The organism is Williamsia muralis, assembly GCF_051487485.1.
GTDB lineage: Bacteria > Actinomycetota > Actinomycetes > Mycobacteriales > Mycobacteriaceae > Williamsia > Williamsia muralis_B.
Genome location: NZ_JAHVCV010000003.1, coordinates 203,962 through 230,602 on the forward strand (window position 1 = coordinate 203,962; position 26,641 = coordinate 230,602).

At 67.0% G+C, this 26,641-nt stretch carries 24 protein-coding genes; 20 read left to right on the plus strand and 4 right to left on the minus strand.

What is annotated here, in order from left to right; genetic code table 11:
- The first annotated feature begins 55 nt into the window (after positions 1-55).
- Genes KXR83_RS09325 through KXR83_RS09345 form a run of 5 tightly spaced genes read left to right on the plus strand, consistent with a single transcriptional unit; the run spans position 56 to position 6,898 of the window.
- Positions 56-1,936, plus strand: a complete 1,881-nt coding sequence (locus KXR83_RS09325) for a VWA domain-containing protein (RefSeq protein ID WP_437424934.1) — start codon at positions 56-58, stop codon at positions 1,934-1,936.
- Positions 1,937-1,994: 58 nt separating this feature from the next.
- Positions 1,995-2,609 carry a cob(I)yrinic acid a,c-diamide adenosyltransferase gene (gene cobO, locus KXR83_RS09330; protein WP_031333727.1) on the plus strand — a complete coding sequence of 205 codons (615 nt, stop codon included), beginning with the start codon at positions 1,995-1,997 and terminating at the stop codon, positions 2,607-2,609.
- A complete protein-coding gene (locus KXR83_RS09335) occupies positions 2,603-4,012 on the plus strand; it encodes a cobyrinate a,c-diamide synthase (RefSeq protein WP_437424608.1) in 1,410 nt (469 codons plus the stop codon). The genes cobO and KXR83_RS09335 overlap by 7 nt, the downstream gene beginning before the upstream one ends.
- 60 nt (positions 4,013-4,072) lie before the next feature.
- Positions 4,073-5,344 carry a uroporphyrinogen-III C-methyltransferase gene (gene cobA / locus KXR83_RS09340; protein WP_437424609.1) on the plus strand — a complete coding sequence of 424 codons (1,272 nt, stop codon included), beginning with the start codon at positions 4,073-4,075 and terminating at the stop codon, positions 5,342-5,344.
- A 48-nt stretch (positions 5,345-5,392) separates the two neighbouring features.
- Positions 5,393-6,898, plus strand: coding sequence for an MFS transporter (locus KXR83_RS09345; protein ID WP_437424610.1), 1,506 nt, complete (start codon positions 5,393-5,395; stop codon positions 6,896-6,898).
- 15 nt (positions 6,899-6,913) lie between these two features.
- Here the strand turns inward: KXR83_RS09345 and yaaA are convergent, their stop codons facing one another.
- Complete coding sequence (gene yaaA, locus KXR83_RS09350; protein ID WP_437424611.1) at positions 6,914-7,657, minus strand: peroxide stress protein YaaA; 744 nt, start codon at positions 7,655-7,657, stop codon at positions 6,914-6,916.
- A gap of 80 nt (positions 7,658-7,737) precedes the next feature.
- Here yaaA and KXR83_RS09355 point away from each other — a divergent pair, with 80 nt between their 5' ends.
- On the plus strand, positions 7,738-9,477 hold the full coding sequence (locus tag KXR83_RS09355) for a proline--tRNA ligase (protein WP_437424612.1): 1,740 nt from the start codon (positions 7,738-7,740) through the stop codon (positions 9,475-9,477).
- A 1-nt stretch (position 9,478) separates the two neighbouring features.
- Here KXR83_RS09355 and KXR83_RS09360 read toward each other — a convergent pair whose 3' ends face one another.
- A complete protein-coding gene (locus KXR83_RS09360; protein ID WP_437424613.1) occupies positions 9,479-9,907 on the minus strand; it encodes a ferritin-like domain-containing protein in 429 nt (142 codons plus the stop codon).
- 2 nt (positions 9,908-9,909) lie between these two features.
- Positions 9,910-10,422 carry a hypothetical protein gene (locus KXR83_RS09365; protein WP_437424614.1) on the minus strand — a complete coding sequence of 171 codons (513 nt, stop codon included), beginning with the start codon at positions 10,420-10,422 and terminating at the stop codon, positions 9,910-9,912.
- Positions 10,423-10,679: 257 nt separating this feature from the next.
- On the opposite strand from KXR83_RS09365, the gene rimP reads away from it, so the two are divergent.
- From rimP to truB, 11 genes are all read left to right on the plus strand, one after another.
- On the plus strand, positions 10,680-11,276 hold the full coding sequence (gene rimP / locus KXR83_RS09370; protein ID WP_437424615.1) for a ribosome maturation factor RimP: 597 nt from the start codon (positions 10,680-10,682) through the stop codon (positions 11,274-11,276).
- Positions 11,273-12,298 carry a transcription termination factor NusA gene (gene nusA / locus KXR83_RS09375; protein ID WP_062797817.1) on the plus strand — a complete coding sequence of 342 codons (1,026 nt, stop codon included), beginning with the start codon at positions 11,273-11,275 and terminating at the stop codon, positions 12,296-12,298. The genes rimP and nusA overlap by 4 nt, the downstream gene beginning before the upstream one ends.
- 104 nt (positions 12,299-12,402) lie before the next feature.
- Positions 12,403-12,699 (plus strand): YlxR family protein, encoded by a 297-nt coding sequence (locus KXR83_RS09380; protein WP_437424616.1) that lies wholly within the window; start codon positions 12,403-12,405, stop codon positions 12,697-12,699.
- Positions 12,700-12,802: 103 nt separating this feature from the next.
- A complete protein-coding gene (gene infB / locus KXR83_RS09385; protein ID WP_437424617.1) occupies positions 12,803-15,727 on the plus strand; it encodes a translation initiation factor IF-2 in 2,925 nt (974 codons plus the stop codon).
- 88 nt (positions 15,728-15,815) lie between these two features.
- Positions 15,816-16,109 carry a DUF503 domain-containing protein gene (locus KXR83_RS09390; RefSeq protein WP_030163524.1) on the plus strand — a complete coding sequence of 98 codons (294 nt, stop codon included), beginning with the start codon at positions 15,816-15,818 and terminating at the stop codon, positions 16,107-16,109.
- A 74-nt stretch (positions 16,110-16,183) separates the two neighbouring features.
- The gene (rbfA, locus tag KXR83_RS09395; protein WP_437424618.1) at positions 16,184-16,672 is read left to right on the plus strand and encodes a 30S ribosome-binding factor RbfA; all 489 of its coding nucleotides are present in this window, start codon (positions 16,184-16,186) and stop codon (positions 16,670-16,672) included.
- On the plus strand, positions 16,669-17,643 hold the full coding sequence (locus KXR83_RS09400) for a DHH family phosphoesterase (RefSeq protein ID WP_437424619.1): 975 nt from the start codon (positions 16,669-16,671) through the stop codon (positions 17,641-17,643). Before rbfA ends, KXR83_RS09400 begins: the two co-directional genes overlap by 4 nt.
- Entirely contained in the window at positions 17,640-19,073 is a 1,434-nt protein-coding gene (locus KXR83_RS09405; RefSeq protein WP_437424620.1) for an MATE family efflux transporter, read from the plus strand. Before KXR83_RS09400 ends, KXR83_RS09405 begins: the two co-directional genes overlap by 4 nt.
- 53 nt (positions 19,074-19,126) lie before the next feature.
- Positions 19,127-20,119 carry a metallophosphoesterase family protein gene (locus tag KXR83_RS09410; RefSeq protein WP_437424621.1) on the plus strand — a complete coding sequence of 331 codons (993 nt, stop codon included), beginning with the start codon at positions 19,127-19,129 and terminating at the stop codon, positions 20,117-20,119.
- Entirely contained in the window at positions 20,116-20,769 is a 654-nt protein-coding gene (locus tag KXR83_RS09415) for a 4'-phosphopantetheinyl transferase family protein (protein ID WP_437424622.1), read from the plus strand. The genes KXR83_RS09410 and KXR83_RS09415 overlap by 4 nt, the downstream gene beginning before the upstream one ends.
- Positions 20,770-20,779: 10 nt before the next feature.
- Positions 20,780-21,703, plus strand: a complete 924-nt coding sequence (gene truB / locus KXR83_RS09420) for a tRNA pseudouridine(55) synthase TruB (RefSeq protein WP_437424623.1) — start codon at positions 20,780-20,782, stop codon at positions 21,701-21,703.
- Positions 21,704-21,736: 33 nt separating this feature from the next.
- Here the strand turns inward: truB and KXR83_RS09425 are convergent, their stop codons facing one another.
- Complete coding sequence (locus tag KXR83_RS09425) at positions 21,737-22,399, minus strand: metal-dependent transcriptional regulator (RefSeq protein ID WP_030163512.1); 663 nt, start codon at positions 22,397-22,399, stop codon at positions 21,737-21,739.
- 158 nt (positions 22,400-22,557) lie between these two features.
- Here KXR83_RS09425 and KXR83_RS09430 point away from each other — a divergent pair, with 158 nt between their 5' ends.
- The 3 genes from KXR83_RS09430 (at position 22,558) to KXR83_RS09440 (ending at position 26,638) form a co-directional block, all read left to right on the plus strand.
- Entirely contained in the window at positions 22,558-23,535 is a 978-nt protein-coding gene (locus KXR83_RS09430) for a bifunctional riboflavin kinase/FAD synthetase (protein ID WP_437424624.1), read from the plus strand.
- A gap of 184 nt (positions 23,536-23,719) precedes the next feature.
- Entirely contained in the window at positions 23,720-23,989 is a 270-nt protein-coding gene (rpsO, locus tag KXR83_RS09435; RefSeq protein ID WP_437424625.1) for a 30S ribosomal protein S15, read from the plus strand.
- A 366-nt stretch (positions 23,990-24,355) separates the two neighbouring features.
- On the plus strand, positions 24,356-26,638 hold the full coding sequence (locus KXR83_RS09440; protein WP_116915484.1) for a polyribonucleotide nucleotidyltransferase: 2,283 nt from the start codon (positions 24,356-24,358) through the stop codon (positions 26,636-26,638).
- The last annotated feature ends 3 nt before the right edge of the window (positions 26,639-26,641 follow it).

Consider the following 26,641-nt stretch of genomic DNA (forward strand, 5'->3'; position numbering starts at 1 on the left):
GCTCTCCCGAGAGACAGCCTTCGGCGGGGGCCCCGGGCACGACAGCGATGCCGGGCTGGACCTCGCCTTCCCGTTCAGTGCTGTTGTCGGACAAGAACAGCTCAAGCTGGCGCTCATCCTCGCCGCCATAGCGCCGTCGATCGGCGGCGTGCTGATCCGGGGCGAAAAGGGCACGGCCAAGACCACCGTGGTCAGAGCGCTCGGTCCGCTGCTGCCTGCTCGCGCCGACACCGGGGCATCGGTGGTGGAATTGCCGATCGGTGCCACCGAAGATCGGGTGGTCGGTTCACTCGACCTGCAGAAAATTCTGTCCGAGGGTGAAAAAGCCTTCACGCCAGGGCTGTTGGCAAACGCCGATGGCGGAGTGCTCTACATCGACGAGGTCAACCTGCTCGCCGACCACCTCGTCGACGTGCTGCTGGACGCAGCGGCGACGGGCCGGGTGGTCATCGAGCGTGACGGCGTCTCGCACACTCAGTCGGCCCGTTTTGTCCTCGTGGGGACGATGAACCCCGAAGAGGGTGAGCTCCGCCCGCAGCTGCTGGATCGATTCGGTCTGGCGGTGGATGTCGCCGCGCCGCAGGAGATCGCGACGCGCGTCCAGGTGATGGAACGCCGACTTGCGTATGAAGACGACCCGGCCGGTTTCGCGGCCCAGTTCACCGACCAGGACGCCCAGGTCGCCGCAGCCATCGCGCGGGCACGCTCGGTGCTCGGATCGGTACGGCTGCCGTCGGCCCAACTCCGACGCATCGCGGCGATCTGCATGGAGCTCCAGGTGGACGGTCTGCGTGGTGACCTCGTGGTCGCCCGTGCCGCCCGGGCTCACGCCGCATGGCGTGGATCGGACCTCGTCGAGGACATCGACGTCCGGCGCGCGGTGGAACTCGCGTTACCGCACCGGCGTCGCCGCGACCCCTTTGATGAGCCCGGTCTCACCGAGGACCAACTCGACGACGCCCTGCAGAAGGCGGACGAGCAGTCGCACGAGCCGGACAGTCAGAACTCGGAAGAACAAGCGCCCGGGCCAGAGCCCGAGTCACCGCCGCCCGGCGATCCGGCGGACACCGACCCCGACCCCGACGACCCCGGTCCGGACGGCCCGAAGGGCGGGGGAGCAACGCCGCCGAGCGGCGGATTCTCGCCGACCCGGGCGTCCGGCAAGGTCAAACCGATCAGTGCCGTGGGTGTCGGCGCCGGGGAGCCGGGTCGACGTTCGCAATCGCTGAGCGTACGGGGGCAGGCAGTTCGAGCGGTCACCGAAGGCGGAAGTGGCGTGCACTTGATCGGCACGGTTCTGGCCGCTGCGGAAGGCCACCTCGAGCGGGGCAACACGCGACTGCAGGTACTACCGCAAGACGTCCGGGGTGCGCTGCGCCGCGGCAAAGAAGGCAACCTGGTGGTTTTTGTCCTCGACCTGTCGGGATCCATGGCGGCGCGTAAGCGGCTGGACGCAGTGTCCGGCGCAGTGGTGTCCATGCTGCGCGATTCGTACCAGCGACGTGATCGTGTCGCCGTGGTGACGGTGCGCGGTGACGGCGCAGAGGTCGCGGTTCCGCCGACCCGGTCGGTGGACGCCGCGGTACGGAGGCTGACCGGTCTGCGCACCGGCGGACGGACGCCGCTGGCCGAAGGCCTGCTCACGGCCCGCGAGGTGATCCGCCGGAACGCATTCAAAGAGCCGCATCGACGGCCACTGGTGGTGGTTCTCACCGATGGCCGGGCCACAGCCGGTGCGGGCGCCTTGCCCAGGGCCGCTGCGGCGGCCGACCGGCTTCGTCGCGACGGGACCACGTCCATCGTGATCGACTGTGAGCACGGCATGATCCGTCTCGGGCTTGCGGCAACGCTCGCCCACGGCCTCGGTGGTCAGTGTGTGCAACTCGCCGACCTCACCGCCGGTGGTGTCGCCGGCGTCATCCGCGCGGCTGCTTGAGCACGGATGGGTAGACGCCGAGACACTCACAGACCACCACACCGAGAGAGGAAGAGCTGTGCCACAGGGAGTTCCATCGGTCATCCCCGACGACGGTCTGACCACCCGGGCGCGCCGTAACCTGCCGGTGCTGGCTGTTCACACCGGTGACGGCAAGGGCAAGTCCACGGCAGCATTCGGGATGGCCATGCGTGCCTGGAATGCCGGCCTCGACATCGGCGTGTTCCAGTTCGTCAAGAGTGCCAAGTGGAAGGTCGGCGAAGAGTCCGCACTGACCGCGCTCGGTGAGCTCCACGCCCAGACAGGCCAGGGTGGTCCGGTGCAGTGGCACAAGATGGGCGAGGGCTGGTCGTGGATCCGCCACTCGGGCAAGGAATCCGACCACGCCGAGCAGGCTGCCCAGGGGTGGCTCGAGATCCGTCGCCGCATCCTCGAGAGGACCCACGAGTTCTATGTCCTCGACGAGTTCACCTATCCACTCAACTGGGGGTGGGTGGACGTCGACGACGTCATCGAGGTGCTGAGGTCCCGGGAAGGAAAACAGCACGTGGTGATCACCGGTCGTCGCGCTCCGGCCGCGCTGGTCGACGCCGCCGACCTCGTCACGGAGATGGTCAAGACCCGACACCCGATGGATGCCGGTCGCAAGGGTCAGAAGGGGATCGAATGGTGACGGCTCCACCGGCACTCGTCATCGCCGCTCCGGCATCCGGAAGCGGTAAGACCACTGTCACAACCGGTTTGATCGGCGCTTTGGCCCGGGCCGGGCACCGGGTCGCGCCCTTCAAGGTCGGCCCCGACTACATCGACCCCGGTTACCACGGCTTGGCGGCGGGCCGGCCGGGCCGCAATCTCGATCCCGTGCTCGTCGGCGAGGACCGCATCGGTCCGTTGTATCGAGCCGGATCCGCGGGCTGCGACATCGCCGTCGTCGAAGGCGTCATGGGGTTGTTCGACGGCCGCATCACCGAAGACCACATGCCGGCGATCGCGCCCGGATCCACCGCTCAGGTCGCGTCTCTACTCGGTGCGCCGGTGGTGCTGGTGATCGACGCATCCGGACACAGTCAGAGCCTCGCCGCGATCCTGCACGGGTTCGTCAGCTTCGATCCCGGCATCGACATCCGGGGTGTGATCCTCAACCGGGTGGGTTCGCCCCGTCACGAATTCGTGCTTCGCCAGGCCTGTGCCCGCGCCGGGCTCGAGGTGTTCGGCGCCGTTCCCCGCAACGCGAAAATGGCCGTGCCCTCGCGCCACCTGGGATTGATACCCGCGGCCGAACGTGGGCCCGAAGCGGTCGCCGCGATCGATGCCATGACCGAATTGATCGGCGGCGCAGTCGATCTGGCCGCCCTGGTCGCCGCCGCCGACATCGGCGCGGGTGCCGTCGGCCCGATGTGGTCACCGGAACTGGAGGTGGGGGTCGACGAATCTGTGTCAGCGGACAGCAGGCCGGTCATCGCGCTCGCGTCCGGTGCGGCCTTCACATTCGGGTACGCCGAACACTCCGAGCTCCTGGCCGCGGCCGGTGCCTCGGTGGTGCCGTTCGACCCCCTCACCGATCTGTTGCCCGATAGGTGTTCCGGCGTTGTCATCGGTGGTGGATTCCCCGAGGAACACGCCGCCGCGCTTGCCGCCAACCGGCGGCTGCTGACCCAGCTGCGCACAGTCGCACATTCCGGGATCCCCATCCACGCCGAATGCGCGGGACTGCTCTACCTGGCTCAGAGCCTCGATGACCATGTCATGGCCGGAGTGCTCCCGTTGCGCGGAACCTTCGGCAAGACACTGACACTCGGCTACCGGGACGCCGTCGCCCTGACGGATTCGGTGCTGTTCGATGCCGGTTCCCGGATGCGGGGGCACGAGTTCCACCGCACCACGATCACGGCTCTCGACGGCTCGAAGCCGAGCGCCTGGGGGTGGCGGCGCGATGGTGTGGCCCATGTCGAGGGTTGGGTACAGGGCAATGTGCACGCGTCGTATCTGCACACTCATCCGGCAGGCCGGCCGGAGGTCGTCGCGCGCCTGGTGAAGGCGGCGAGAACCGCGTTCGACAGCGTTTCGCAGTACTGACGAGCGCGACGCCCTAGGTGCCGACCGTGCACACGAAGTGCGCTGGGTACGGTTTATCGCATGTCGGACAAGGAACTCGAAGGCCAGCAGGCCGATCACTACCTGGTGGGGCTCAGTTTGTCCGGACGTCGGGTGGTGATCATCGGTGCGGGTTCGGTGGTGCAGAGACGATTGGGCACCCTCGCCGACAGCGGCGCGGACATTCACGTCATCGCCCCCGAGGCAACCCCGACCGTCGAGTCGTTTCCGGGCATCACGTTGTCGCTGAGGGAGTACCGCGACGGCGATCTCGCAGATGCCTGGTATGCGCTCGCGTGCACCGACGACCCCGAGGTCAACGCCGCGGTGGTGGCCGAGGCCGAATCACGGCGCATCTTCTGTGTTCGCGCCGACGATGCGCGGCACGGTACCGCCGTGACCCCTGCCTCGTTGCGGCACGACCATCTGAGCATCGGTGTGCTGGCCGGTGGGGACCATCGACGGTCTGCCGCGGTCCGGACCGCGATCGGTCAGGCGCTGGGCGGCGGGGAGTTGGGCGCTGCCGGTCTGGAGGCGGCGGCACATGGTTCACAGCCGCCCGGGGTGGCGCTCGTCGGAGGTGGCCCGGGTGACCCGGATCTGATCACGGTGCGTGGCCGGCGGTTGCTCGCCGCTGCCGATGTGGTCGTCGCCGATCGCCTCGCGCCGCCGGCGCTGCTCGCCGAGCTGGGGCCGCACGTGGAGATCATCGATGCCGCGAAGGTCCCCTACGGGCGGGCGATGAAGCAGGAGTCGATCAACGAGGTCCTCATCGACCGCGCCAAGGCTGGCAAGTTCGTGGTCCGCTTCAAGGGCGGGGATCCGTACGTCTACGGCCGCGGATTCGAAGAACTCGCGGCGTGTGTGGCCGCGGGTGTACCGGTGACGGTGGTCCCCGGGATCACCAGCGCCATCGCCGGTCCGTCGGCCGCAGGCATCCCGGTGACGCACCGGGGGATGACCCACGAAGTGGTGGTGGTCTCCGGTCACATCCCGCCCGATCACCCCGACTCCCTCGTCGAATGGCCTGCGCTGGCGAAGATGCGCGGCACCATCGTGCTGATGATGGCCGTCGAGCGACTCGACGTGTTCACCGCGGCGCTCCTGGAAGGCGGCCGCGACGAGGCGACGCCCGTCGCGATCATCGAGAACGCCACACTCAGCAGCCAGCGGGTCGTGCGCTCGACGCTTGCTGCGGCGGCTGCGGACGCACGCTCGCAGAACGTTCGCCCGCCCGCGATCGTGGTGATCGGTCCGGTCGCCGGGTTCGACGCCGAAACCGGCAGCACCGGGACTCCCGCGACCGGACCGTGACAAGCTTGATTGTGAAATGGCGACCAGGCGGCGGTACCGTCGATGCCCATGACCTCATCGACACGCATGTCTGCTGACGTCGGACAGACCCGCGTGTGGGGCCCGCAGATCGTCGTGCTGGGCGGTATGCAGCTGCTCGTGGTGCTCGACGGCACGGTCGCCGCCCTGGCTCTGCCCCGCATACAGACAGCGTTGGAGCTCTCCGACAGCGCCGGAGCCTGGATCATCACCGCGTACGTGCTCGCGTTCGGTGGTCTCATGCTGCTCGGCGGAAGGCTCGGCGACACCTTCGGACGCAAGCGGATGTTCGTCGGGGGTGTGGCGGCCTTCACCGTCACCTCTCTGCTCTGCGGACTCGCCTGGGATCCGTTCAGCTTGATCATCGGGCGCGGACTGCAAGGCGCTTCGGCGGCGGTGGCCGCGCCCACCGCGATGGCCCTGGTGGCAACCACATTCGCGCCGGGCAAACCCCGCAACCAGGCGTTTGCGGTCTACGCCGCGATGACCGGGATCGGTTCGGTGGCAGGTCTGATCGCAGGAGGCGTGCTCACCGAGCTGTCCTGGCGGTTGGTGTTCCTGATCAACGTCCCGATCGGGCTGCTGGTCGCGATAGGCGCCATCTTTGTCCTCCAGGAATCACAGGGTGAGCGACTGCCGCTCGACGTCCGGGGTGCCGTACTCGGCACCGCCGGCTGTTCCCTGGTGGTGCTGGCGGTGAACGAAGGGCCCGGAGGCTGGTTACGTCCGATCGTCGTGGTCCCGCTCATCTTGGGGATCTGTACGCTGATCGCTTTTGTGATGGTCGAGCGTCATGCCGACAACCCCATCCTGCCGTTCAGTCTGTTCGCCAACCACAGCCGTGTCGCAGCGCTGGTCGCGATTCTCTTGGCAGGCGCCATCATCATGTGCATGGCGGTCTTCATCTCGCTGTATCTGCAGGGCATTCTCAAGTACTCACCGATCCAGAGCGGCATGGCCGTGGTGCCGTTCGCGTTCGGTCTCGGGATCGCGGCGGCCGTCGCATCCAAACTGTCGTTGCGTTTCCAGCCGCGATGGTTGGTGATCGCCGGCGGTTCGGTGGTGGTCGCGGGCTGCGCCTACGCTGCCGCGATCGCCCGCGATGCTCCCGCCTACATGCCGCACATCTTCATTCCGGTGATCGTGATCGGTGCCGGCGTGGGAATGGCGGTGATCCCGCTGACGCTGTCTGTGGTCGCCGGGGTTGGGCCCACGGAGATCGGACCGCTGACCGCGCTCGCGCAGGTGGCCCAGAACCTCGGGGGAGCGATTGCCCTGGTCGCAGTCGGGGCGATGGTGACCTCGCGGACATTGTCCGAGGGCGGGGTGACCGGGCCGGTGGAAGAGATGGACGCCGGCCAGCTCGACGCGCTCGCAAGCGGTTATGGGCTGGCGTTCGTCTGCTGCGCCGCGATCGCCGTCCTTGCCGGTGTGGTGGTGATGTTCATGCGTTTCACACCCGAGGACGTCGCAGAGGGGCAAGCGGCTCAGGAGGCCGCTCACACCGATATCGACCCCAACGAACTGACTGCCTGACCCTGAGACCACCGGTCAGTCGGTGAGGACGATCAGCTCCCGCTCCGAGGCCACCTCGGCTCGCTGACCCCCGTCTGCGACGATTGCCGCCAGCGAGTTGATGTCGCGTACCTGTTTGCGAGACCGGATCAGCGAGCGGGCCACGACACCCTTGTGGTGCTTGTTGAAGTGGCTGACAACGGTGCGTGTGCCGTCGGTGCCTTCGGTCAGCACGGTCACCGTGATGGCGTCGGGGACCGGACCCAGTTGCTGGTAACCACCCGACCGCAGGTCGATGACCACGTCCTCGCCCAACGCGGCCAGAGCTTCGGGGAGCGCGGGTTTCCATTCGGCCGCCAGGGTTCTGAACCCCGGAATCTTCGACCCCGCGGACAGTCGGTACGCCGGGATCAGGTCGCCCGCGCGCACGACGCCGAACAGTGCCGAGCCGACAGCGAGACGGTCGATTGCCTTGTTCTTGCCTGCCCGGGTCAGCGACGGGTAGTCGAGTGCGTCGAACAACACACCGGTGTACCGCTCGATCGCCGGACGTGTCGGACTCGTCCACAACTGGGCGTTCCGCTCGATCTCGGGTGTTGCCGACGCCCCCAGGCCCAGTGCCTTGCGGCTTGCGTCGTGGTCGTCGGCGAGGGACACGATGGCCTCGGCCAGCTTACGGCGGATGGGTGTCAGGGTGGGCAACGACAACGCGTCCAGGTCCAGTGGAGCGCCGCGGCCACCTCCGGCCTTGGTCTCCGAGGGGGGTAACACGATCAGCACAGTGCAACACCGTATCGCCGACCGCGCAGCCGCGACCGGGCACCGCTGGGAAGGCGCCCAGACCCCGTTAAGGTGACACCGTGATCACACGCATGTCGACCCTGTTCCTGCGCACGCTGCGCGACGACCCAGCCGACGCCGAGGTACCCAGCCACCGGCTGCTGGTCCGCGGCGGTTACGTCCGTCGGGTCGCCCCAGGCGTGTACAGCTGGCTGCCCCTGGGCCTGAAGGTGCTGCGCAAGGTGGAGACCGTGGTGCGCGAAGAGATGGACAACATCGGAGGCCAGGAGATCTCTCTGCCCGCGCTGCTGCCGCGGGACCCGTACGAGGTCACCGGCCGCTGGACCGAATACGGCGACGCCCTCTTCCGGCTCAAGGACCGCAAGGGCGCCGACATGCTGCTCGGACCGACACACGAGGAGCTGTTCGCGCAGCTGGTGAAGGGGGAGTACTCGTCCTACAAAGACCTCCCGGTCACGCTGTACCAGATCCAAACCAAGTATCGAGATGAAGAACGCCCCCGTGCGGGCATCCTGCGCGGCCGCGAGTTCATCATGAAGGACTCGTATTCCTTCGACCTGGACACCGACGGATCGAAGGCGTCCTACGACGCCCACCGAGAGGCGTATCAGGCGATCTTCCGCAGGCTCCAGGTCAAGTACGTCATCGTGGCCGCCACGTCCGGCGCGATGGGGGGCAGCGCGTCCGAGGAGTTCCTCGCCGAGAGCGAGGTCGGCGAGGACACCTATGTCCGCAGCCCCGAATCCGGATATGCGGCCAACGTCGAGGCGGTCATCACCCCGGCACCGCCGGCGCGACCCATCGAGGGCCTGCCCGACGCGAGCGTGCACGACACCGGCAACACCCCGACCATCGACACTCTCGTGGCATGGGCCCAGGAGACATTCCCCGATCGCGGTTTCACCGCGGCGGACACGCTCAAGAACGTGGTCGTGAAGCTGCGCCATCCCGACGGCACGACCGAATTGCTCGCGGTGGGTGTGCCCGGGGATCGCGAAGTCGACATGAAGCGGCTCGAAGCCGCTGTGGAACCTGCTGCGCCCGAACTCATCACAGACGCCGATTTTGCTGCCAACGCCTTCCTGGTCCGCGGATACATCGGCCCGAAGGCCCTGCAGGACAACGGTGTGCGCTATCTGGTCGACCCCAGGATCGTCGACGGCACCGCGTGGATCACCGGGGCGAACGAGCCGGGCAAGCACGTGGTGGACCTGGTGGTCGGCCGGGACTTCGTGCCCGACGGCACGATCGAGGCCGCCGAGGTGCGCGACGGGGATCCGTCCCCCGACGGCCTGGGCACCCTGGTGACCGCCCGGGGGATCGAGATCGGCCACATCTTCCAGCTCGGTACCAAGTACACCGACGCATTTGATGTGGACGTCCTCGGCGAGAACGGCAAGCCCGTACGGCTCATCCAGGGTTCCTACGGGGTAGGCGTGTCCCGGATGGTCGCCGTGATCGCCGAGCAACACCACGACGAGAAGGGTCTGCGGTGGCCGAAGTCGGTGGCGCCCTTCGACATCCACCTCGTGATCGCGAACAAGGACGAGCAGGCGTGGACCGGGGCGCAGGGTCTGGCCGCCGACCTCGACGCAGCCGGAATGTCGGTGTTGATCGACGACCGCAAGGCGTCGCCCGGAGTGAAGTTCAAGGACGCCGAACTGCTGGGCATGCCGGTGGTCGTGGTGGTCGGTCGTGGCTGGGCGAACGGCACGGTGGAGATCCGGGATCGTTTCACCGGCGAGGCCACCGAGGTCGATTCCGAGGCGGCGGTCGAGACGTTGCTCGCAGGCCGCTGAGTCAGATCGTGCTGCCGGGCAACGCGACGGTCGACGGCGAGATCCGAAGCGCCAGACGCCATGTCGCAGCCCGACGGGCGCTGTCGGTCAATCCACCCAGCGCCAGGCTGCGTACGGCGGCGTCCTCGGCGCGTTCCAGCAGGGCGCGGTAGGCGATCGTGCAGTCCTCTTCGGTGGACAGCGCGACGGTGAGGGCAGAAACCGGGTCGGTGATCGGCTGCGGCAGGTCGTAGCCGGGTGCTGCCTCCGGCACCTCCGTCGCGGCGGTGGTGAGAGCCGCGGTCAACTCTTCTCGGCGTGATCGATGTTCGGCGGTGAACTCGGCGATGGTCTGTGCGCGGGCCGCGGCCGCGTACGCCGCCACCACCCCGTAGGTGAAGATCGTCGCGTTCTCCGCATCCAGGGTCGCAGCGAGGGCGTCGGTGGTCACGGTCACGAGAGTTGCACCGCCACAGCTGTTGTGGTGCCGGCGCTGATCGACCCGAGGAGGCCGGCGACGTACCCCTGGGTCTGCACCGCCAGGTCACCGGCGGACCGGGCGGAGGCGGTCAGCTGTGCACGCAACTGATCAATCGTGGGTGGGGCCGGCGGGTTCGGACTCGGCGCCGCGGAACTCGATGCGCTGTCCGCGCGTCCGCTGTCGAGACGGGTGATCTCGTCGGTCAGCGCCCGCGCATGCGTGCTGCGCTCCTGCGCGATCACGGTCAGTGCGGCGGCCCGGTCGGGATTGGTCGCCACCGCTGCCGTCGCGGCGGTTGCATCGGCGTTCGCCGAGGCGACCTGGGGGAGTAGCTGGTCGGCGAGCTTTTGTTTCGCGGTGACCTCCGCGCTGTCACCACATGCAGCCACCGTCGCCACCGCGGCCGCACCCGCCGACAACACAACTGTCGATCGCAGAAAAACCCGTCGCGTGGGGCTCCAGCCGGTGGAGCCAGAGGATTCCACGGACCTCACCCCGTCCATCGAGTTTCGTACGTCACTGACCGTCACAGGTTCACATAGTGCCAGTCGCGCTGGGCAAGGGAAGACTCTGCCGGTTCGCGGTGGGTCGTGTGCCCTGCCGACCGAGCAGGTGGGCGAAATGGTGTCCGCGGGGCGTTAAGCTGATGGCCACACGCCGCATCGCCGATGCGAAGGCATGCGGCCGACTATGGACCGCTCGACATGCTGGGAACCGACAACTGCACATGGAGGAGACGCCGATGCCCGGGGCAATCGACCACGACCGGATCAGCGCACTGCTCGAGCCGATCGCCGCTCAGAACGGCTACGACGTCGAGGAACTGACGGTGTCCGCCTCCGGTGCGGAAAACGTGGTCAAGGTGGTCGTCGACCGCGACGGTGGCGCCACACTCGACGAACTGGCCGCCCTGAGCAGATCCATCTCCGAAGTGCTCGACGCTCCGGCCGCATCCGACGACTCCGTCGGCGACACGACGTCGGCCGACCCGGTTGCCGCATTCGACACCTATGTGTTGGAAGTGACATCGCCGGGCGTGGACCGCCCGCTCACGGCAGCGCGTCATTGGCGACGCGCCGCCGGCCGCAAGGTTGTGGTCGACCTCGTCGGCGAGCCGCCCGAGCGGGTCGCCGGGCGGGTGGGGCGACTGGCAGACGACGAGAACAGCGTGTCGGTGGTCATCAAGTCCGGCCGGGGACTGACCACCCGGCAAATCGAGCTGGCGGCGGTACGCAAGGCGTTCGTACAGGTGGACTTCGGTGAACCGTCCCCTGCGGAACTAGAGAAGTGCGGCCTCGATCCCGAACAGATCGAGGCAAGACGGAAAGGGAACAAATGAATATCGATATCGCAGCGTTGAGAATGATCGAGGCCGAGAAGGGCATCTCGATCGACACCGTCATCGAGACCATCCAGTCGGCTCTGCTGACCGCGTACCGCCACACCGACGGATTCGCGCCCCACGCGTACATCGACGTGGACCGCAAGTCGGGTCAGGTGCGGGTGATGGCCCAGGAACGTGACGAGGACGGCAACGTCATCTCCGAATGGGACGACACACCCGAGGGATTCGGGCGGATCGCGGCGACCACCGCACGCCAGGTCATCTTGCAGCGTCTCCGAGATGCCGAGCACGACAAGAACTTCGGCGAGTTCTCCACCCACGAGGGCGAGATCGTCGGCGGCGTGGTCCAGCAGGACGCCCGGGCGAACGCACGCGGCATGGTGGTCGTGCGGATCGGCAGCGAGGCAACGGGTCAAGAAGGTGTGCTGCCGCCGGCTGAACAGGTACCGGGAGAGAAGTACGTGCACGGCGAGAGGATCAAGTGTTATGTGGTGGGCGTCACCCGCGGAGCGCGTGGACTCCAGATCACGCTGTCCCGCACCCATCCGAACCTGGTCCGCAAACTCTTCTCGCTCGAGGTCCCGGAAATCGAAGACGGGTCGGTGGAGATCGTCGCCGTGGCCCGCGAGGCCGGGCATCGATCGAAGATCGCGGTGCACACCGGGGTCGCCGGGCTCAACGCCAAGGGCGCCTGCATCGGACCGATGGGGCAGCGGGTCCGCAACGTGATGAGCGAACTGGCCGGAGAGAAGATCGACATCATCGACTACGACAACGATCCCGCGGTGTTCGTCGGCAACGCGCTCTCGCCGTCGAAGGTCATCTCGGTCACGGTGGTCGATCTGGCTGCCAAGGCGGCGCGTGTCGTGGTTCCCGATTACCAGTTGTCGCTGGCCATCGGCAAGGAAGGGCAGAATGCGCGGCTCGCGGCGAGGCTCACCGGATGGCGTATCGACATCCGCAGCGACGCCCAGCCCGATCCCGACCACGTCGAGTCGGCGGCGGGTGCGAGCTGACCGAAAACTCGCCGGAAAGGGTGGCATTGGCATCTGCAGTGCCCAGGACGGTAGACTTTGCGGTGGTCCACAGTGATCCTTCGCCCCACCGCGAGAAAATTCCGATGCGTACCTGCGTCGGATGTCGACAGTGTCGCCCGGCCGCCGAACTCGTTCGGCTGGTCGTCTGCACCGACGACGGTCTCCCGGCTGTTGTGATCGACCATCGAAAGACCATGCCAGGGCGAGGAGCCTGGCTGCATCCCGAACCGGTATGTCTGGTGACGGCGGTGCAGCGCAGAGCCTTCGCAAGGGCATTTCGGCTCGGCGGGTTGACCGTCGACGCCGATCTACTGACCCGAGAGATCGAGTCGGTAGCCACACAGAGAGGCCGGCAGCAGTCGGCCACTAAGGACAGGTAGCAGAAGACATGAGCACACCGTGAAGTTCTTGCGATGAGCACGTTTCGGACGTAGACCGAGGTCGTAGCGGGCAATGCCGCTCGACCTCCAAGTGAGGAGAGCAGTGGCAGGCAAGGCCCGCGTGCACGAATTGGCCAAAGAACTGGGCGTGACGAGTAAAGAAGTACTCGCCCGACTCAGCGAACAAGGCGAGTTCGTCAAATCAGCGTCGTCGACCGTAGAGGCCCCCGTGGCCCGGCGACTTCGCCAGTCCTTCCCCGGGAAGGACGCTCCCGCCGCCAACGGTGGAGCACCGTCATCAAACGCCGGAGGCAGCGCCCCGGCAGCAAAACCATCTGCGGCCAAGCCGGGTGCCGCGCGCACCCCGGCTCCTTCGGCGCCGGCACCGAGCGGTTCGGCTCCGGCCGCGCCGTCGACCGGCGCAAAGCCCGGCGCCCCGCGCCCGGCGGCTCCCGCAGCCAAGGCGGCACCGGCAGCACCCCCGGCGCCCCCGGCGGCAACTCCGGCCCCGCAGAACCGGCCCGCTCCCCAGCGTCCGGCACCGGCGGCTCCTCAGGCTCCCGCAGCATCGGCAGCCTCCGCGACCCCGCCTGCGGCTCCTTCCCGTCCGGCTCCGGCCGCACGGCCGGCCGCTCCGGGCCCCAAGCCCGGTCCGCGTGCGCCGCGGGTCGGTAACAACCCTTATTCGACGGCCGCTCCGGTCGAGCGTCCGGCACCACGTCCGGCACCCGGCGCGGGCGGTCCCCGCCCCGGCGGCGGCCAGCGCCCCGCACCCGGCGGCGCGACGGGCGGACGCCCCGCACCGGGTCAGGGCGGTCCCCGTCCCAGCCCCGGCAGCATGCCTCCTCGCCCCAATCCCGGTGCCATGCCGGCACGTTCGGCCCGCCCAGGCGGTCCGGGCGGACCCGGCGGAGCACGCGGCGGTCCCGGTGGCGCACGTGGCGGACCCGGCGGTGCCAGTGGTGCCCGCGGCGGTCCCGGTGGCGGCGGCGGTGGATACCGCGGCGGTCCCGGCGGCGGTGGCGGCGGAGCCCCGACAGGTGCTCCCGGTGGTCCTCCCGGTGGGTTCCGCGGACGCCCGGGTGGTGGCGGTCGTGGACGCGGCGGCGGCGCAGCCGGTGCCTTCGGTCGCCCCGGCGGTGCAGTCCGTCGTGGTCGCAAGTCGAAGCGGGCGAAACGCGCCGAGTACGAGAGCATGCAGGCTCCCGCAGTCGGCGGCGTGCGGTTGCCACGTGGCAACGGCGAGACCATTCGCCTTGCTCGCGGTGCATCGTTGTCCGACTTCGCCGACAAGATCGACGCGAACCCGGCAGCACTGGTGCAGGCGCTCTTCAATCTCGGTGAGATGGTCACGGCCACCGAATCGGTGAACGACGAGACGCTCGAGCTGCTCGGCGGCGAGATGAACTACGTCGTGCAGGTCGTCAGTCCTGAAGACGAAGATCGCGAGCTGCTCGACTCCTTCGACCTCACCTACGGCGAAGATGCCGGTGGCGAGGAAGATCTCGAGCAACGTCCGCCGGTGGTGACCGTCATGGGTCACGTCGACCACGGTAAGACGCGACTGCTCGACACGATCCGTAACGAGAAGGTCCGCGAAGGCGAGGCCGGCGGCATCACCCAGCACATCGGTGCCTACCAGGTCCTCACCGAACTGGACGGCAACGAGCGTCTGGTCACCTTCATCGACACCCCGGGTCACGAGGCGTTCACCGCCATGCGTGCCCGTGGTGCCAAGGCCACCGACATCGCGATCCTCGTGGTCGCGGCCGACGACGGTGTCATGCCGCAGACGGTCGAGGCGATCAACCACGCACAAGCGGCCGACGTGCCGATTGTCGTGGCGGTCAACAAGATCGACAAGGAAGGTGCTGATCCGCAGAAGATCCGGGCTCAGCTCACCGAATACGGTCTGGTTGCCGAGGACTTCGGCGGCGACACCATGTTCGTCGACATCTCCGCCAAGCAGGGCACCAACATCGACGCGCTGCTCGAAGCAGTTCTGTTGACCGCGGATGCCTCACTCGACCTGCGGGCGAACCCGGACATGGACGCGCAGGGTGTGGCCATCGAGGCCCACCTCGACCGCGGCCGCGGCCCGGTGGCAACCGTGCTCGTGCAGCGCGGAACGCTCAAGGTCGGCGACTCAATCGTCGCCGGAGACGCCTACGGACGTGTCCGACGGATGGTCGACGAGCACGGCGCCGATGTCACGGCGGCTCTCCCGTCGCGCCCGGTCCAGGTCATCGGTTTCACCTCGGTGCCCGGTGCAGGCGACAACCTGCTGGTCGTCGACGAGGACCGCATCGCCCGCCAGATCGCCGATCGCCGCAATGCGCGCAAGCGCAATGCGCTGGCCGCACGCAGCCGCAAGCGGATCAGCCTCGAAGATCTCGATTCGGCTCTGAAGGAGACTTCGCAGCTGAACCTGATCCTCAAGGGTGACAACTCGGGAACCGTGGAAGCGCTCGAAGAGGCGCTGCTCGGTATCGAGATCGACGACGAGGTGCAGTTGCGGGTCATCGACCGCGGTGTCGGTGGCGTCACCGAGACCAACGTGAACCTGGCGTCGGCATCGAACGCGATCATCATCGGGTTCAACGTCCGTGCCGAGGGCAAGGCGACCGAACTCGCGAACCGCGAGGGTGTCGACATCCGGTACTACTCGGTGATCTACCAGGCCATCGACGAGATCCAGAGCGCGCTCAAGGGCATGCTCAAGCCGATCTACGAAGAGGTCGAACTGGGTCGGGCCGACATCCGTGCGATCTTCCGTTCGTCGAAGGTCGGCAACATCGCGGGTTGTCTGGTCACATCGGGCATCATGCGCCGGAACGCCAAGGCACGTCTGCTGCGCGACAACGTCGTGGTTGCCGAGAACCTCACCATCTCCTCACTCAAGCGCGAGAAGGACGATGTCACCGAGGTCCGCGACGGCTACGAATGCGGTCTCACGATCACATTCAACGACATCAAGGTCGACGACGTCATCGAGACCTATGAGTTGCGGGAGAAGGCACGCGAATGACGTCGGCGACGGACATCAAGGTCGACGACGTCATCGAGACCTACGAGTTGCGGGAGAAGGCCCGGGAGTAATCCCGGACCAGGACGTCATGTTTGTCGGCTCCCTGGAGATCGACCTACTGCTCGGAGACGTCCGGTCCCTGAAGCAGAAGCGCTCAGTGGTGCGACCCATCGTCGCATCACTGGCGCGTCTGCGAGTCTCGGTCGCCGAGGTCGACGACCACGATCTGCACCGCAGGGCGCGGATCGGGGTCGCGGCAGTTGCCACCGATTCCCGGCACATCGGTGAAATACTCGATGCCAGTGAAGATCTGGTCATGCAGCGGCCTGAGGTCGAAGTGTTGTCCGTCCGGCGCAGAATTCGCAGCAGCGACGACGATTGACCTCGCAGTCAGCACAATTACTCGAGAAGAACTCGGCTCACGGGCCGGTCTGAGAACAGAAGGAGTGAGGTCCCATGGCAGACCCCGCACGGGCACAGCGGTTGGCGAAGCGGATCTCATCGATTGTCGCCACGGCCATCGCCAAGGAGATCAAGGATCCCCGGCTGGCCTACATCACCGTCACGGACGCGAAGGTGACCGGTGATCTACACGATGCGACAATTTTCTACACTGTGATGGGTCCGTCGCTCGACGAAGAACCCGATTACGCGGCAGCGGCCGCCGGTCTGGCCAAGGCGACCGGCATCCTGCGGTCGAAAGTCGGAGCCGGAACCGGCGTGCGCTTCACCCCGACACTGAGCTTTGTGTTGGACAAGGTGCCCGACACCGCACGTGATCTCGAAGAACTACTCGAGCGCGCCCGCCAGCAGGACGAGGAGGTCGCTCGGCTGGCCCGCGATGCCGCCCCGGCCGGCGACCCGGATCCCTACAAGGAACCGGCCCGCGCCGATAGCGATCCCGGCGACGAAGGTACGGGTACTGCGGGTGCCGGCGAAAGGTGAACACCACCGAAACGGCGGCCACCTCCGCACTACGGTCGATCGTCGACGTGCTGGCAGCTGCCGAGCACGTCACCGTCCTCTGTCACACGCGACCTGACGCCGACACCATCGGTAGTGGTCTTGCCATAGCCGGGGCACTGCGGCGTCGAGGCGCCGTGGTGGAGGTGAGCTTCCCGGATTCGACGACGCTACCTGCGGCGCTGGCCGAATTGCCCGGTGCTGACACGCTTGTCGAGCCGAGCGAGGTGGTCGGCCACCCCGTTGTGGTGACCGTGGACTGCGCCAGCATCCATCGTCTGGAATCGCTGGCCGCCGTCGTGGAGGCGGCTCAGGCATCGGTGATCATCGACCACCACGCGTCCAACGACGGCTTCGGGACAATCAACTTCGTCGATCCCACCGCCGACTGCACGGCCGAACTCGTTCTCGAGATCATCGATGCGCTCGAGGTGCCGCTCGACGTCGAGGTCGCCACCTGTCTCTATGCCGGCGTGGTCACCGACACCGGGTCATTCAAGTGGGCGAGCCCCCGGTCACACCGGATCGCCGCTCGGTTGCTCGAGCTGGGCGTCGACGGCCGAAGATGGACTCGGCGACTTCTCGACACCCACCGGTTCGCGTGGCTGACGATGGTTGCCGCCGCCCTCGGTTCGGCGGAGCTTGTTCCCCACGCCTTTGCCGGACGCGGTCTGGTGTACGCCGTGGTCGATCACGAGTCCACCGCAGCGCTCGGCTGGGAGGAGAGCGAGAGTGTGGTGGACATCGTGCGCACCACCTCCGAAGCCGAGGTCGCGGTTGTGTTCAAGGAGGCCTCGCCGGGTCAGTGGACGGTGTCGATGCGCGCCAAGTCGGACGTCGACCTCGTCCCGCTGGCTCGGATGCACGGCGGCGGCGGTCATCGGCTCGCAGCGGGATACGGCGCCACCGGGACGGCCACGGAGGTCGTCGGGCAGTTGTTGCGCTCGGTGTGACCGAAGCGCCCGTCGGGGAGTTCACTCCCACCAACAGCCGAATCCTGCGGTTGTCGGCCTCGGCTCTGGTTGTTCTCGTGGCCGAGCCGTTGTACCTGATGCTCGATCTGGCCGTTGTCGGCAGGCTTGGTGGTCTCGACCTCGCAGCGCTCGGTGTCGGGGTGCTCGTCTTGTCGGTTGTCAGCACCCAGCTCACGTTCCTGTCGTACGGCACGACGGCCCGGGCTGCGCAGAAGTTCGGCGCAGGCGACCGAGCCGGCGCGGTGGGCGAGGGGTTGCAGGCCACGTGGATCGCGCTCGCGGTGGGTGCGATCATCGTCGCGGTCATGCAGGTGGCCGCCCCCTGGATCCTCGAGGTGCTCACCGGCGGTGGTGAGGTGGCCACCGAGGCGGTCGACTGGCTGCGCATCGCGGTCTGTGGGGTGCCGCTGATCCTGCTGTCGATGGCCGGTAACGGCTGGATGCGCGGCGTGCAGGACACCCGGCGTCCCATTCTGTACGTGGTTGCCGGACTGGGTCTCTCGGCAATCCTGTGCCCGATTCTGGTGCACGGACTGCTCGGTGCGCCGCACCTGGGGCTCGTGGGCAGCGCGATCGCCAACGTCATCGGCCAGAGTCTGGCCGGGCTCCTGTTCGCGATCCGCGTACTCCGCGAGTTCAGTGCGGTGACTCGCCAGAAGCCGGTGGGCGCCGGGCCTGGCGATGTATCGACGGTGTCCAGGCGTCCTCAGTGGACGGTCATCGCAGCGCAGCTGACCCTTGGCCGCGACCTCATCATGCGCAGTCTCGCCTTTCAGGTGTGTTTCCTGTCCGCAGCCGCCGTGGCGAGCCGGTTCGGCGTCGCAGCGGTCGCGTCCCATCAGCTCGTCCTGCAGCTCTGGAACTTCGTCGCCCTCGTCCTCGACTCGTTTGCCATAGCGGCCCAGGCCTTGGTCGGTGCGGCACTGGGTGCCGGTGCGGTCCCGGCAGCATGGAGAGTCGCCCGCCGCGTGATCGCTTGGTCGCTGGGTGTGTCGCTCCTTCTGGCCGCGATGTTTGCCGCAGGCAACGCCGTCTTCCCGCGAGTGTTCACCTCCGACGCCGCGGTACTCGACGAACTGTCCACGCCGTGGTGGTTTTTCGTCGCGATGCTCCCGATCGCGGGAATCGTGTTCGCCCTCGACGGCATCCTCCTCGGCAGCGCAGACGCGGCCTTCCTGCGCACCTCGACCCTGCTGTCGGCGATCATCGGATTCTTGCCGCTCATCTGGTTGTCCCTGGCGTTCGACTGGGGTCTGGCCGGTATCTGGACCGGACTTGTCGTGTTCATGGTGCTGCGGCTGATCACCGGTGCCTGGCGAGTGCGCGGTGGCCGGTGGACCGAGGTCGCAGCCCGGCGACCCCAGCGCCCTGAACCGGGGCCACCCGAACCTTCGACTACCCTCGCGTGACGGGGCGGAAGACGAGACGGGCAGATCTGTGAACATCGGCGAAAGGACGCGACATGGCGACACTGTGGGCGATCAGTGACCTGCATGTCGCGCACCGCGGGAACGAATCGATCATCGACCGGATCCGGCCCGAGGACGACGGCGACTGGCTGATCGTCGCCGGTGACGTCAGCGAACGTACCGACGACATCTCCGACACCCTGCGCCGCCTCAAGGCGCGGTTCGAGACCGTGATTTGGACCCCGGGCAACCACGAGCTGTACACCACCGCCAAGGATCCCATGCAGATCTTCGGCGTCGCACGCTACGACTACCTGGTGCAGATGTGCCGCGATCTGGGCGTGGTCACGCCCGAGGACATCTACCCGCTGTTCGATCCCGGTAACGGGACCGCGCCGGTTCGCGTGGTGCCGATGTTCCTGTTGTACGACTACACCTTTCGACCCAAGGGCACCGTCAACAAGTTGCAGGCCCTGGCTGTCGCCCGGGAGAACAACGTGGTGGCCACGGACGAGTTCCTGTTGTCGCCCGAGCCATTTCAGACGCGCGATGCCTGGAGTCGGGCCCGCATCGAACAGACCCGCCGCCGGCTCGACCGGCTCGACCCCACCGAGCGCACAGTGTTGATCAACCACTGGCCGCTGCGGCGAGAGCCCACCGACGCGTTGATGTACCCCGAGTTCGCCCTGTGGTGCGGCAGCGAACTCACCGACGACTGGCATCTGCGGTACAACGCGATGTGCAGCGTCTACGGACACCTGCACATTCCCCGTACCACCTGGTACGACGGGGTGCGGTTCGAAGAGGTGTCGGTGGGCTACCCGCGCGAGTGGGGCCGCCGTGGCCTGCCGGATCCCTTGCTGCGCAAGATCGTTCCCGATGACGGTTTGCTGCCCGAGCACCTGCCCGAACACGGCGCCCGGTTCGACCTGCCCCCGGATTACAAGGAACGCGCCGAGGAGTTCGCCCAGAAGCTGGCCAAGAAACGTGAGGACGTGAAGGTGCGCCGCGCCGAGCGTGAACAGAAGCGAGACGAGACACCATGATCGAGAAGCTGTTTCCCTCCGGGGTCGCAGTGGCCGAGTCGTTCGGCGAGATGGCCGACGCCGAGCCGATGGCCGCCGAGGCCTCGTTGATCGCCCGTGCCGTGGACAAGCGTCGCCGCGAGTTCGTCACCACGCGCAACTGCGCACGAGAGGCGCTGAGCAGACTCGGTGTCGAGCCGGTGCCCATCCTGCGTGGCGACAACGGTGAACCGCTGTGGCCCCGTCAGATCGTGGGCAGCCTGACCCACTGCGACGGGTACCGGGCGGCTGTCGCGGGCTACGCGATGCAGGTCCGTTCCCTGGGCATCGATGCCGAACCGCACGAGGCCCTGCCCGAGGGTGTTCTCGAGCACGTCAGCATCGAGCCCGAGCGAGAAGTGTTGGCGGCCCGGGATTCGGACGTGCACTGGGACCGACTGCTGTTCTGCGCAAAGGAAGCCACCTACAAGGCGTGGTTCCCGTTGGCCAAACGATGGCTCGGTTTCGAGGATGCGCACATCACGTTCGAGCAGACCGCAGAGGGCTCCGGCACTTTCCGTACCGAACTCCTCGTGGACGGTGCCACCGTGGACGGGGGACAGCCCCTGCTCGGGTTCGATGGGCGCTGGTTGGTCCAAGACGGTCTCATCGTCACCGCGATCGTGCATTGAGGAGTCGACCGTGAGTTCTCGACCACCACATACAGGCCTTGACGGCGCAGGTCTGATGATCATCGACAAAGCCGCCGGCGTCACGAGCCACGACGTCGTCGCCTCGTGCCGCAAGCTGCTCAAGACACGGCGCGTCGGGCACGCCGGGACACTCGATCCCATGGCCACCGGTGTACTGGTCATCGGGGTGGAGCGGGCGACCAAGATGCTCGGCCTCCTGTCGCTGACCACCAAGGCATACGACGCGACGATCCGGCTCGGGGCCACCACCGATACCGACGATGCCGAAGGCACCGTTCTCACCCGCACCGACACGAGCGACCTCGACCACGCGCGCATCCACACCGAGGTCAAGCCGCTGACGGGGGAGATCAGCCAGATCCCGGCCCGCGTGAGCGCCATCAAGGTCGACGGTCAGCGCGCGCACGCGCTGGTCCGTGAAGGCGCCGACTTCGAACTCAAGGCCAGGCAGGTGACGGTGTCGCGTTTCGATGTCGTCGACATCGAGACCGTCCAGGACGGCGAGGTGGTCTACACCGACGTGCGTGTCCAGGTCGAGTGCTCGGCGGGGACCTACATCCGGTCGCTGGCACGGGACCTCGGAGCCGAACTCGGCGTGGGTGGCCACCTCACGGCACTGCGACGCACGAGGGTCGGTCCGTTCGGGCTGGACGTGGCGCGCACGATCACCGAATTGGCCGACGACCCGACGGTGTCGCTCGACATCGATGCGGCAGCGCAATTCGCGTTTGCCCATCGCAACATCACCGCGGAGGAAGCCGAGTCGATCAGTCAGGGGCGCTGGCTCGAGCCGATCGGGATGGCGGGGGTCTACGCAGCCATCGACCCCGAGGGCCACACCATCGCGCTGCTGCAGGAAAAGGGCCGCAGAGCCAGCTCGGTGATGGTGGTCCGGCCGGCGACACTGCGCTGAGAGCAGCCCCGGCCGAGTCCAGCTCGGGTCACTTCAGTCGGCGAGCCAAATAGCCCGTGCGGCAATGTCTCCGAGATCGATCGGGGTTCCGCCGTCGATACAGATCTCGATGGTGCCGGCAAACGGGCGACGTTCCCGGACGGCGATGGTGCGGTCGAGCGCGATGCCCACCGAGTCGAAGTAGCGCAACATCTCTGGGTCGGTGTCGGCGATGCGAGCGATCCGTCCGGCAGTGCCCACGTCCACATCGGCGAGCACCCGGGCCGATGGCGACGGCACCGACCCGTCCACCTGCGGTATCGGGTCACCGTGGGGATCTCGGGTGGGGAAGTCGAGTTTCGCGTCCAGCCTCGACAGAAAGCGATCGGACACGGCGTGCTCGAGTACCTCGGCCTCGTCGTGCACCTCATCCCATCCGTAGCCGAGCTCGCGGACGAGGAATGTCTCCAGCAGACGATGCCGCCGGACCATCAGTACCGCGGCCGTTCTGCCGGCCTCGGTGAGCGTGATCGATCCGTAGCGCTCGTGCACCACGAGATCCTGATCGGCGAGCTTGCGGATCGCCTCGGATGCGGTGGACGGTGACACGCCGAGACGTTCGGCCAACATCTTGGTGGTGATCTTCTCCGGTCGCCATTCTTGGCCGGTCCAGATCACTTTTAGGTAGTCCTGCGTCACCGAGGACAGTTCGGACACGCCCCGCTGGTCGGCGGAGTCGGTGAGATCCTTCCCTGTTTCTTCGGGAGCATCAGATGGAGGCACCAGTCGAGCTTAGGACGCGACAACACGAGATGTCAGATCGCCACGGGGAGTTCGGTGTCGCGGTCCCGCGGGCGGGGTCGTAGGCTTGTGCCGTGTTGCGCTGGCGAGGGCTTGAGGATATCCCCGCGGACTGGGGCAGATGTGTGGTGACGATCGGCGTCTTCGACGGCGTGCACCGAGGTCACGCGCAGTTGATCACGACCGCGACCAAGGCCGCCGAGGAACGTGGTGTGCCCGCGGTACTGATGACGTTCGATCCCCATCCCGCCGAAGTGGTGCGCCCTGGAAGTCACCCTCCCCAGTTGTCCACCCTCACCAGGCGGGCCGAGCTCGCCGAAGAGCTGGGCATAGACGTGTTCTGCGTCATGCCGTTCACTCCCGTGCTCGCTGCCCAGTCCCCGAAGGACTTCGCGCACGAAGTGCTGGTGGAACGCCTGCATGCGCAGGAGGTCGTGGTCGGCGACAACTTCACGTTCGGGAAGAAGGCCGCGGGCAACGTCGAGGTACTCAGAACATTCGGCGAGAAGTTCGGATTCGGTGTGCAAGCGGTGTCACTGCTGGGTGAGCATGCGGTGACGTTCTCCTCGACGTACATCCGTTCCTGTGTCGACGCCGGGGACGTCGCGGCGGCGGCCGAGGCCCTAGGCCGGCCTCATCGGGTGGAGGGCGTGGTCGTCCGTGGTGACGGACGTGGTCGCGAACTGGGTTTCCCCACTGCCAACGTGGCACCGCCGATGTACTCGGCCATTCCTGCGGACGGCGTGTATGCCGCCTGGTTCACCGTTCTGGGAGCGGGTCCGGTCGTCGGGCAGGTCGAACCAGGGGAGAGTTACCAGGCGGCCGTGTCGGTCGGGACCAACCCGACGTTCTCCGGACGTACGCGCACCGTCGAGGCGTTTGTTCTCGACACCAAGGCCGACCTCTACGGCCAGCACGTCGCAGTCGACTTCGTCGGACGCATCCGCGGGCAGGTCAAGTACGAGTCGGTGCAGTCGCTGATCGACCAGATCGCAGCCGATGTCGAAGAGACCCGTGTGGTGCTGGCAGCCGGACCCAATCCAGAGGTCTGACTCGCGCATCGGCCCACTGGAGGGTCCAGGCCTCGATTTGGCCTGGTGACCGCCGCGCCGGTACAGTGGCCAGTCGGTGTGTGCTGCGGTTCGCGGTGGCTGCACCAAGATCTTCGAGGGTGGTGGGTCAAAACCACCCGGAGTTCTCCCATCAACGCGCGGACGGCATTTTCAGGAGTTTTTTGTGGCATTGACCGTTGACCAGAAGAAGACCATTCTCGCCGAGTACGGCTTGCACGAGACCGACACCGGTTCTCCCGAGGCTCAGGTCGCGATGCTGACCAAGCGCATCACCGACCTCACCGAGCACCTCAAAGAGCACAAGCACGACCACCACAGCCGTCGCGGACTCCTGCTGCTCGTCGGCCGCCGTCGTCGTCTGCTCAAGTACGTCGCCAAGGTCGATGTGCAGCGCTACCGCTCGCTCATCGAGCGTCTGGGCCTGCGCCGCTAGTACGGCCCCACCCGGCCGTCGCCGAGGTGCCGAAAGGCGCCCGGCAGGCCACTGCACCACCGAGAGTGCGAACGCCGAGGATATCGAGTGATATCCTCGGCGTTGGCTTTTGTACCAAGAAGATCACGGCCGTTTGCGCGGCAGTACCCGGTCGGCATCTGCGGCCCGGACACACTGCAGTAGGTGAGCGGTCCTCGGTAGTGGCTCCCGGAGACACGATTCTCCGGCGGCTTCGATCGATGGCCGTCACGCGACGTGCAATTGCCTCCTCTTGGTTCAGGGCCTACTCGCGTGTGTTCGCCCGCGAGTCGACCGACCGTAAGCAGGTCGTCATCTCTGACGCCTGACGAGAGGAACCATCAACACATGACTGACGTCACCACCACAGACACCGTCGACTACGACGACGAGATCACCGAAGCCACCGCTGTCATCGACAACGGCACCTTCGGCACCCGCACCATCCGTTTCGAGACCGGCCGGCTCGCGCAGCAGGCCGCAGGCGCCGTTGTCGCCTACCTCGACGAGGAGACGATGCTGCTGTCGGCCACCAGTGCCGGCAAGCACCCCAAAGACCATTTCGACTTCTTCCCGCTGACGGTCGACGTCGAAGAGCGCATGTATGCGGCCGGCCGCATCCCCGGATCGTTCTTCCGTCGCGAGGGCCGTCCGTCCACCGACGCGATCCTGACCTGCCGGCTGATCGACCGGCCGCTGCGCCCGTCGTTCGTCGACGGTCTCCGTAACGAGATCCAGGTCGTCGTCACCATCCTGAGCCTTGATCCCAAGGACCTGTACGACGTGGTGGCCATCAACGCCGCCTCGGCGTCCACCCAGATCGCAGGACTCCCGTTCTCCGGGCCGGTCGGTGGCGTGCGGGTTGCGCTCATCCCGACCGACGAGAACAAGGCCGGCCAGTGGGTCGCCTTCCCGACCGTCGAGCAACTCGAAGGCGCCGTCTTCGACATGGTCGTCGCCGGCCGGATCGTCTCGGGCGAGGGTGACTCCGCCGACGTCGCGATCATGATGGTCGAGGCCGAGGCCACCGACAATGTGATCGAACTGATCGAGGGTGGCGCGCAGGCGCCCACCGAAGCCATCGTGGCCGAGGGACTCGAGGCCGCCAAGCCGTTCATCGCCCGTCTGTGTGAGGCACAGCAGAAGCTCGCCGCCGAGGCAGCCAAGCCCACCGGCGACTTCCCGCTGTTCCCGCCGTACGGGGACGACGTCTTCGCCGCTGTCGAGGCTGCAGGTTCGGCCAAGCTCTCGGAGATCCTGACCATCGCGGCCAAGTCCGAGCGCGACGACAAGACCGATGAACTCAAGAGTGAGATCCTCGAGCAGCTCGCCGGACAGTTCGAAGGCCGCGAGAAGGAAATCGGCGGCGCATACCGGTCGCTGACCAAGAAGCTGGTACGCGGGCGCATCCTCACCGACCACTTCCGGATCGACGGTCGCGGTGTCACCGACATCCGCTCGCTGTCTGCCGAGGTCGCCATCATTCCTCGCGCACACGGCAGTGCCCTGTTCGAGCGCGGCGAAACCCAGATCATGGGTGTCACCACCCTCGACATGGTGAAGATGGCGCAGCAGGTCGACTCCCTCGGGCCCGAGACCAGCAAGCGGTACATGCACCACTACAACTTCCCGCCGTATTCGACCGGTGAAACCGGCCGAGTGGGCTCGCCCAAGCGTCGCGAGATCGGGCACGGCGCACTCGCCGAGCGCGCCCTGATGCCGGTGCTGCCGAGCGTCGCCGAGTTCCCGTACGCGATCCGACAGGTGTCCGAGGCCTTGAGCTCCAACGGCTCGACGTCGATGGGCTCGGTCTGTGCGTCCACGATGTCGCTGCTCAACGCCGGCGTGCCCCTGCGGGCCCCGGTTGCCGGCATCGCGATGGGCCTGGTGTCGGATGAGATCGACGGCCAGACCCGTTACGTCGCCTTGACCGACATCCTCGGAGCCGAGGACGCCTTCGGCGACATGGACTTCAAGGTTGCAGGCACCAAGGACTTCGTGACCGCACTGCAGCTCGACACCAAGCTCGACGGCATCCCGTCGAAGGTTCTGGCTTCGGCGCTCGCGCAGGCCAAGGACGCTCGCATCACCATCCTCGACGTGATGGCCGAGGCCATCGACGAGCCGGATGAGATGAGCCCGTACGCGCCTCGCGTGACCACGGTCAAGGTGCCCGTCGACAAGATCGGTGAGGTCATCGGGCCCAAGGGCAAGATGATCAACTCGATCACCGAGCAGACCGGTGCGAACATCTCCATCGAGGACGACGGCACCGTGTTCGTCGGCGCCACCGATGGCCCGTCTGCGCAGGCCGCGATCGACATGATCAACGCCATCGCCAACCCGCAGCTGCCCAAGGTGGGCGAGCGGTTCCTCGGAACGGTGGTCAAGACCACCACCTTCGGTGCCTTCGTGTCGCTGCTCCCGGGCCGCGACGGTCTGGTGCACATCTCGAAGCTGGGCAAGGGCAAGCGCATCGGCAAGGTCGAGGACGTGGTCAACGTGGGCGAGAAGCTCCGCGTGGAGATCGCCGACATCGATGACCGCGGCAAGATCAGCCTTGTCCCCGTCGACGACGACGCGGCTTCGGCCCCGGCCGAGGCGGAGCCTGTCTCGGAGGCGAACGCCTGAGCA

Bases quoted from the DNA above. Each gene is read 5' to 3' on its own strand.
- KXR83_RS09335 (WP_437424608.1), top strand. From the start codon at position 2,603: ATGGTGACGGCTCCACCGGCACTCGTCATCGCCGCTCCGGCATCCGGA.
- cobA (WP_437424609.1), top strand. From the start codon at position 4,073: ATGTCGGACAAGGAACTCGAAGGCCAGCAGGCCGATCACTACCTGGTG.
- KXR83_RS09345 (WP_437424610.1), top strand. From the start codon at position 5,393: ATGACCTCATCGACACGCATGTCTGCTGACGTCGGACAGACCCGCGTG.
- rimP (WP_437424615.1), top strand. From the start codon at position 10,680: ATGCCCGGGGCAATCGACCACGACCGGATCAGCGCACTGCTCGAGCCG.
- nusA (WP_062797817.1), top strand. From the start codon at position 11,273: ATGAATATCGATATCGCAGCGTTGAGAATGATCGAGGCCGAGAAGGGC.
- KXR83_RS09380 (WP_437424616.1), top strand. From the start codon at position 12,403: ATGCGTACCTGCGTCGGATGTCGACAGTGTCGCCCGGCCGCCGAACTC.
- KXR83_RS09390 (WP_030163524.1), top strand. From the start codon at position 15,816: ATGTTTGTCGGCTCCCTGGAGATCGACCTACTGCTCGGAGACGTCCGG.
- rbfA (WP_437424618.1), top strand. From the start codon at position 16,184: ATGGCAGACCCCGCACGGGCACAGCGGTTGGCGAAGCGGATCTCATCG.
- KXR83_RS09410 (WP_437424621.1), top strand. From the start codon at position 19,127: ATGGCGACACTGTGGGCGATCAGTGACCTGCATGTCGCGCACCGCGGG.
- KXR83_RS09415 (WP_437424622.1), top strand. From the start codon at position 20,116: ATGATCGAGAAGCTGTTTCCCTCCGGGGTCGCAGTGGCCGAGTCGTTC.
- KXR83_RS09440 (WP_116915484.1), top strand. From the start codon at position 24,356: ATGACTGACGTCACCACCACAGACACCGTCGACTACGACGACGAGATC.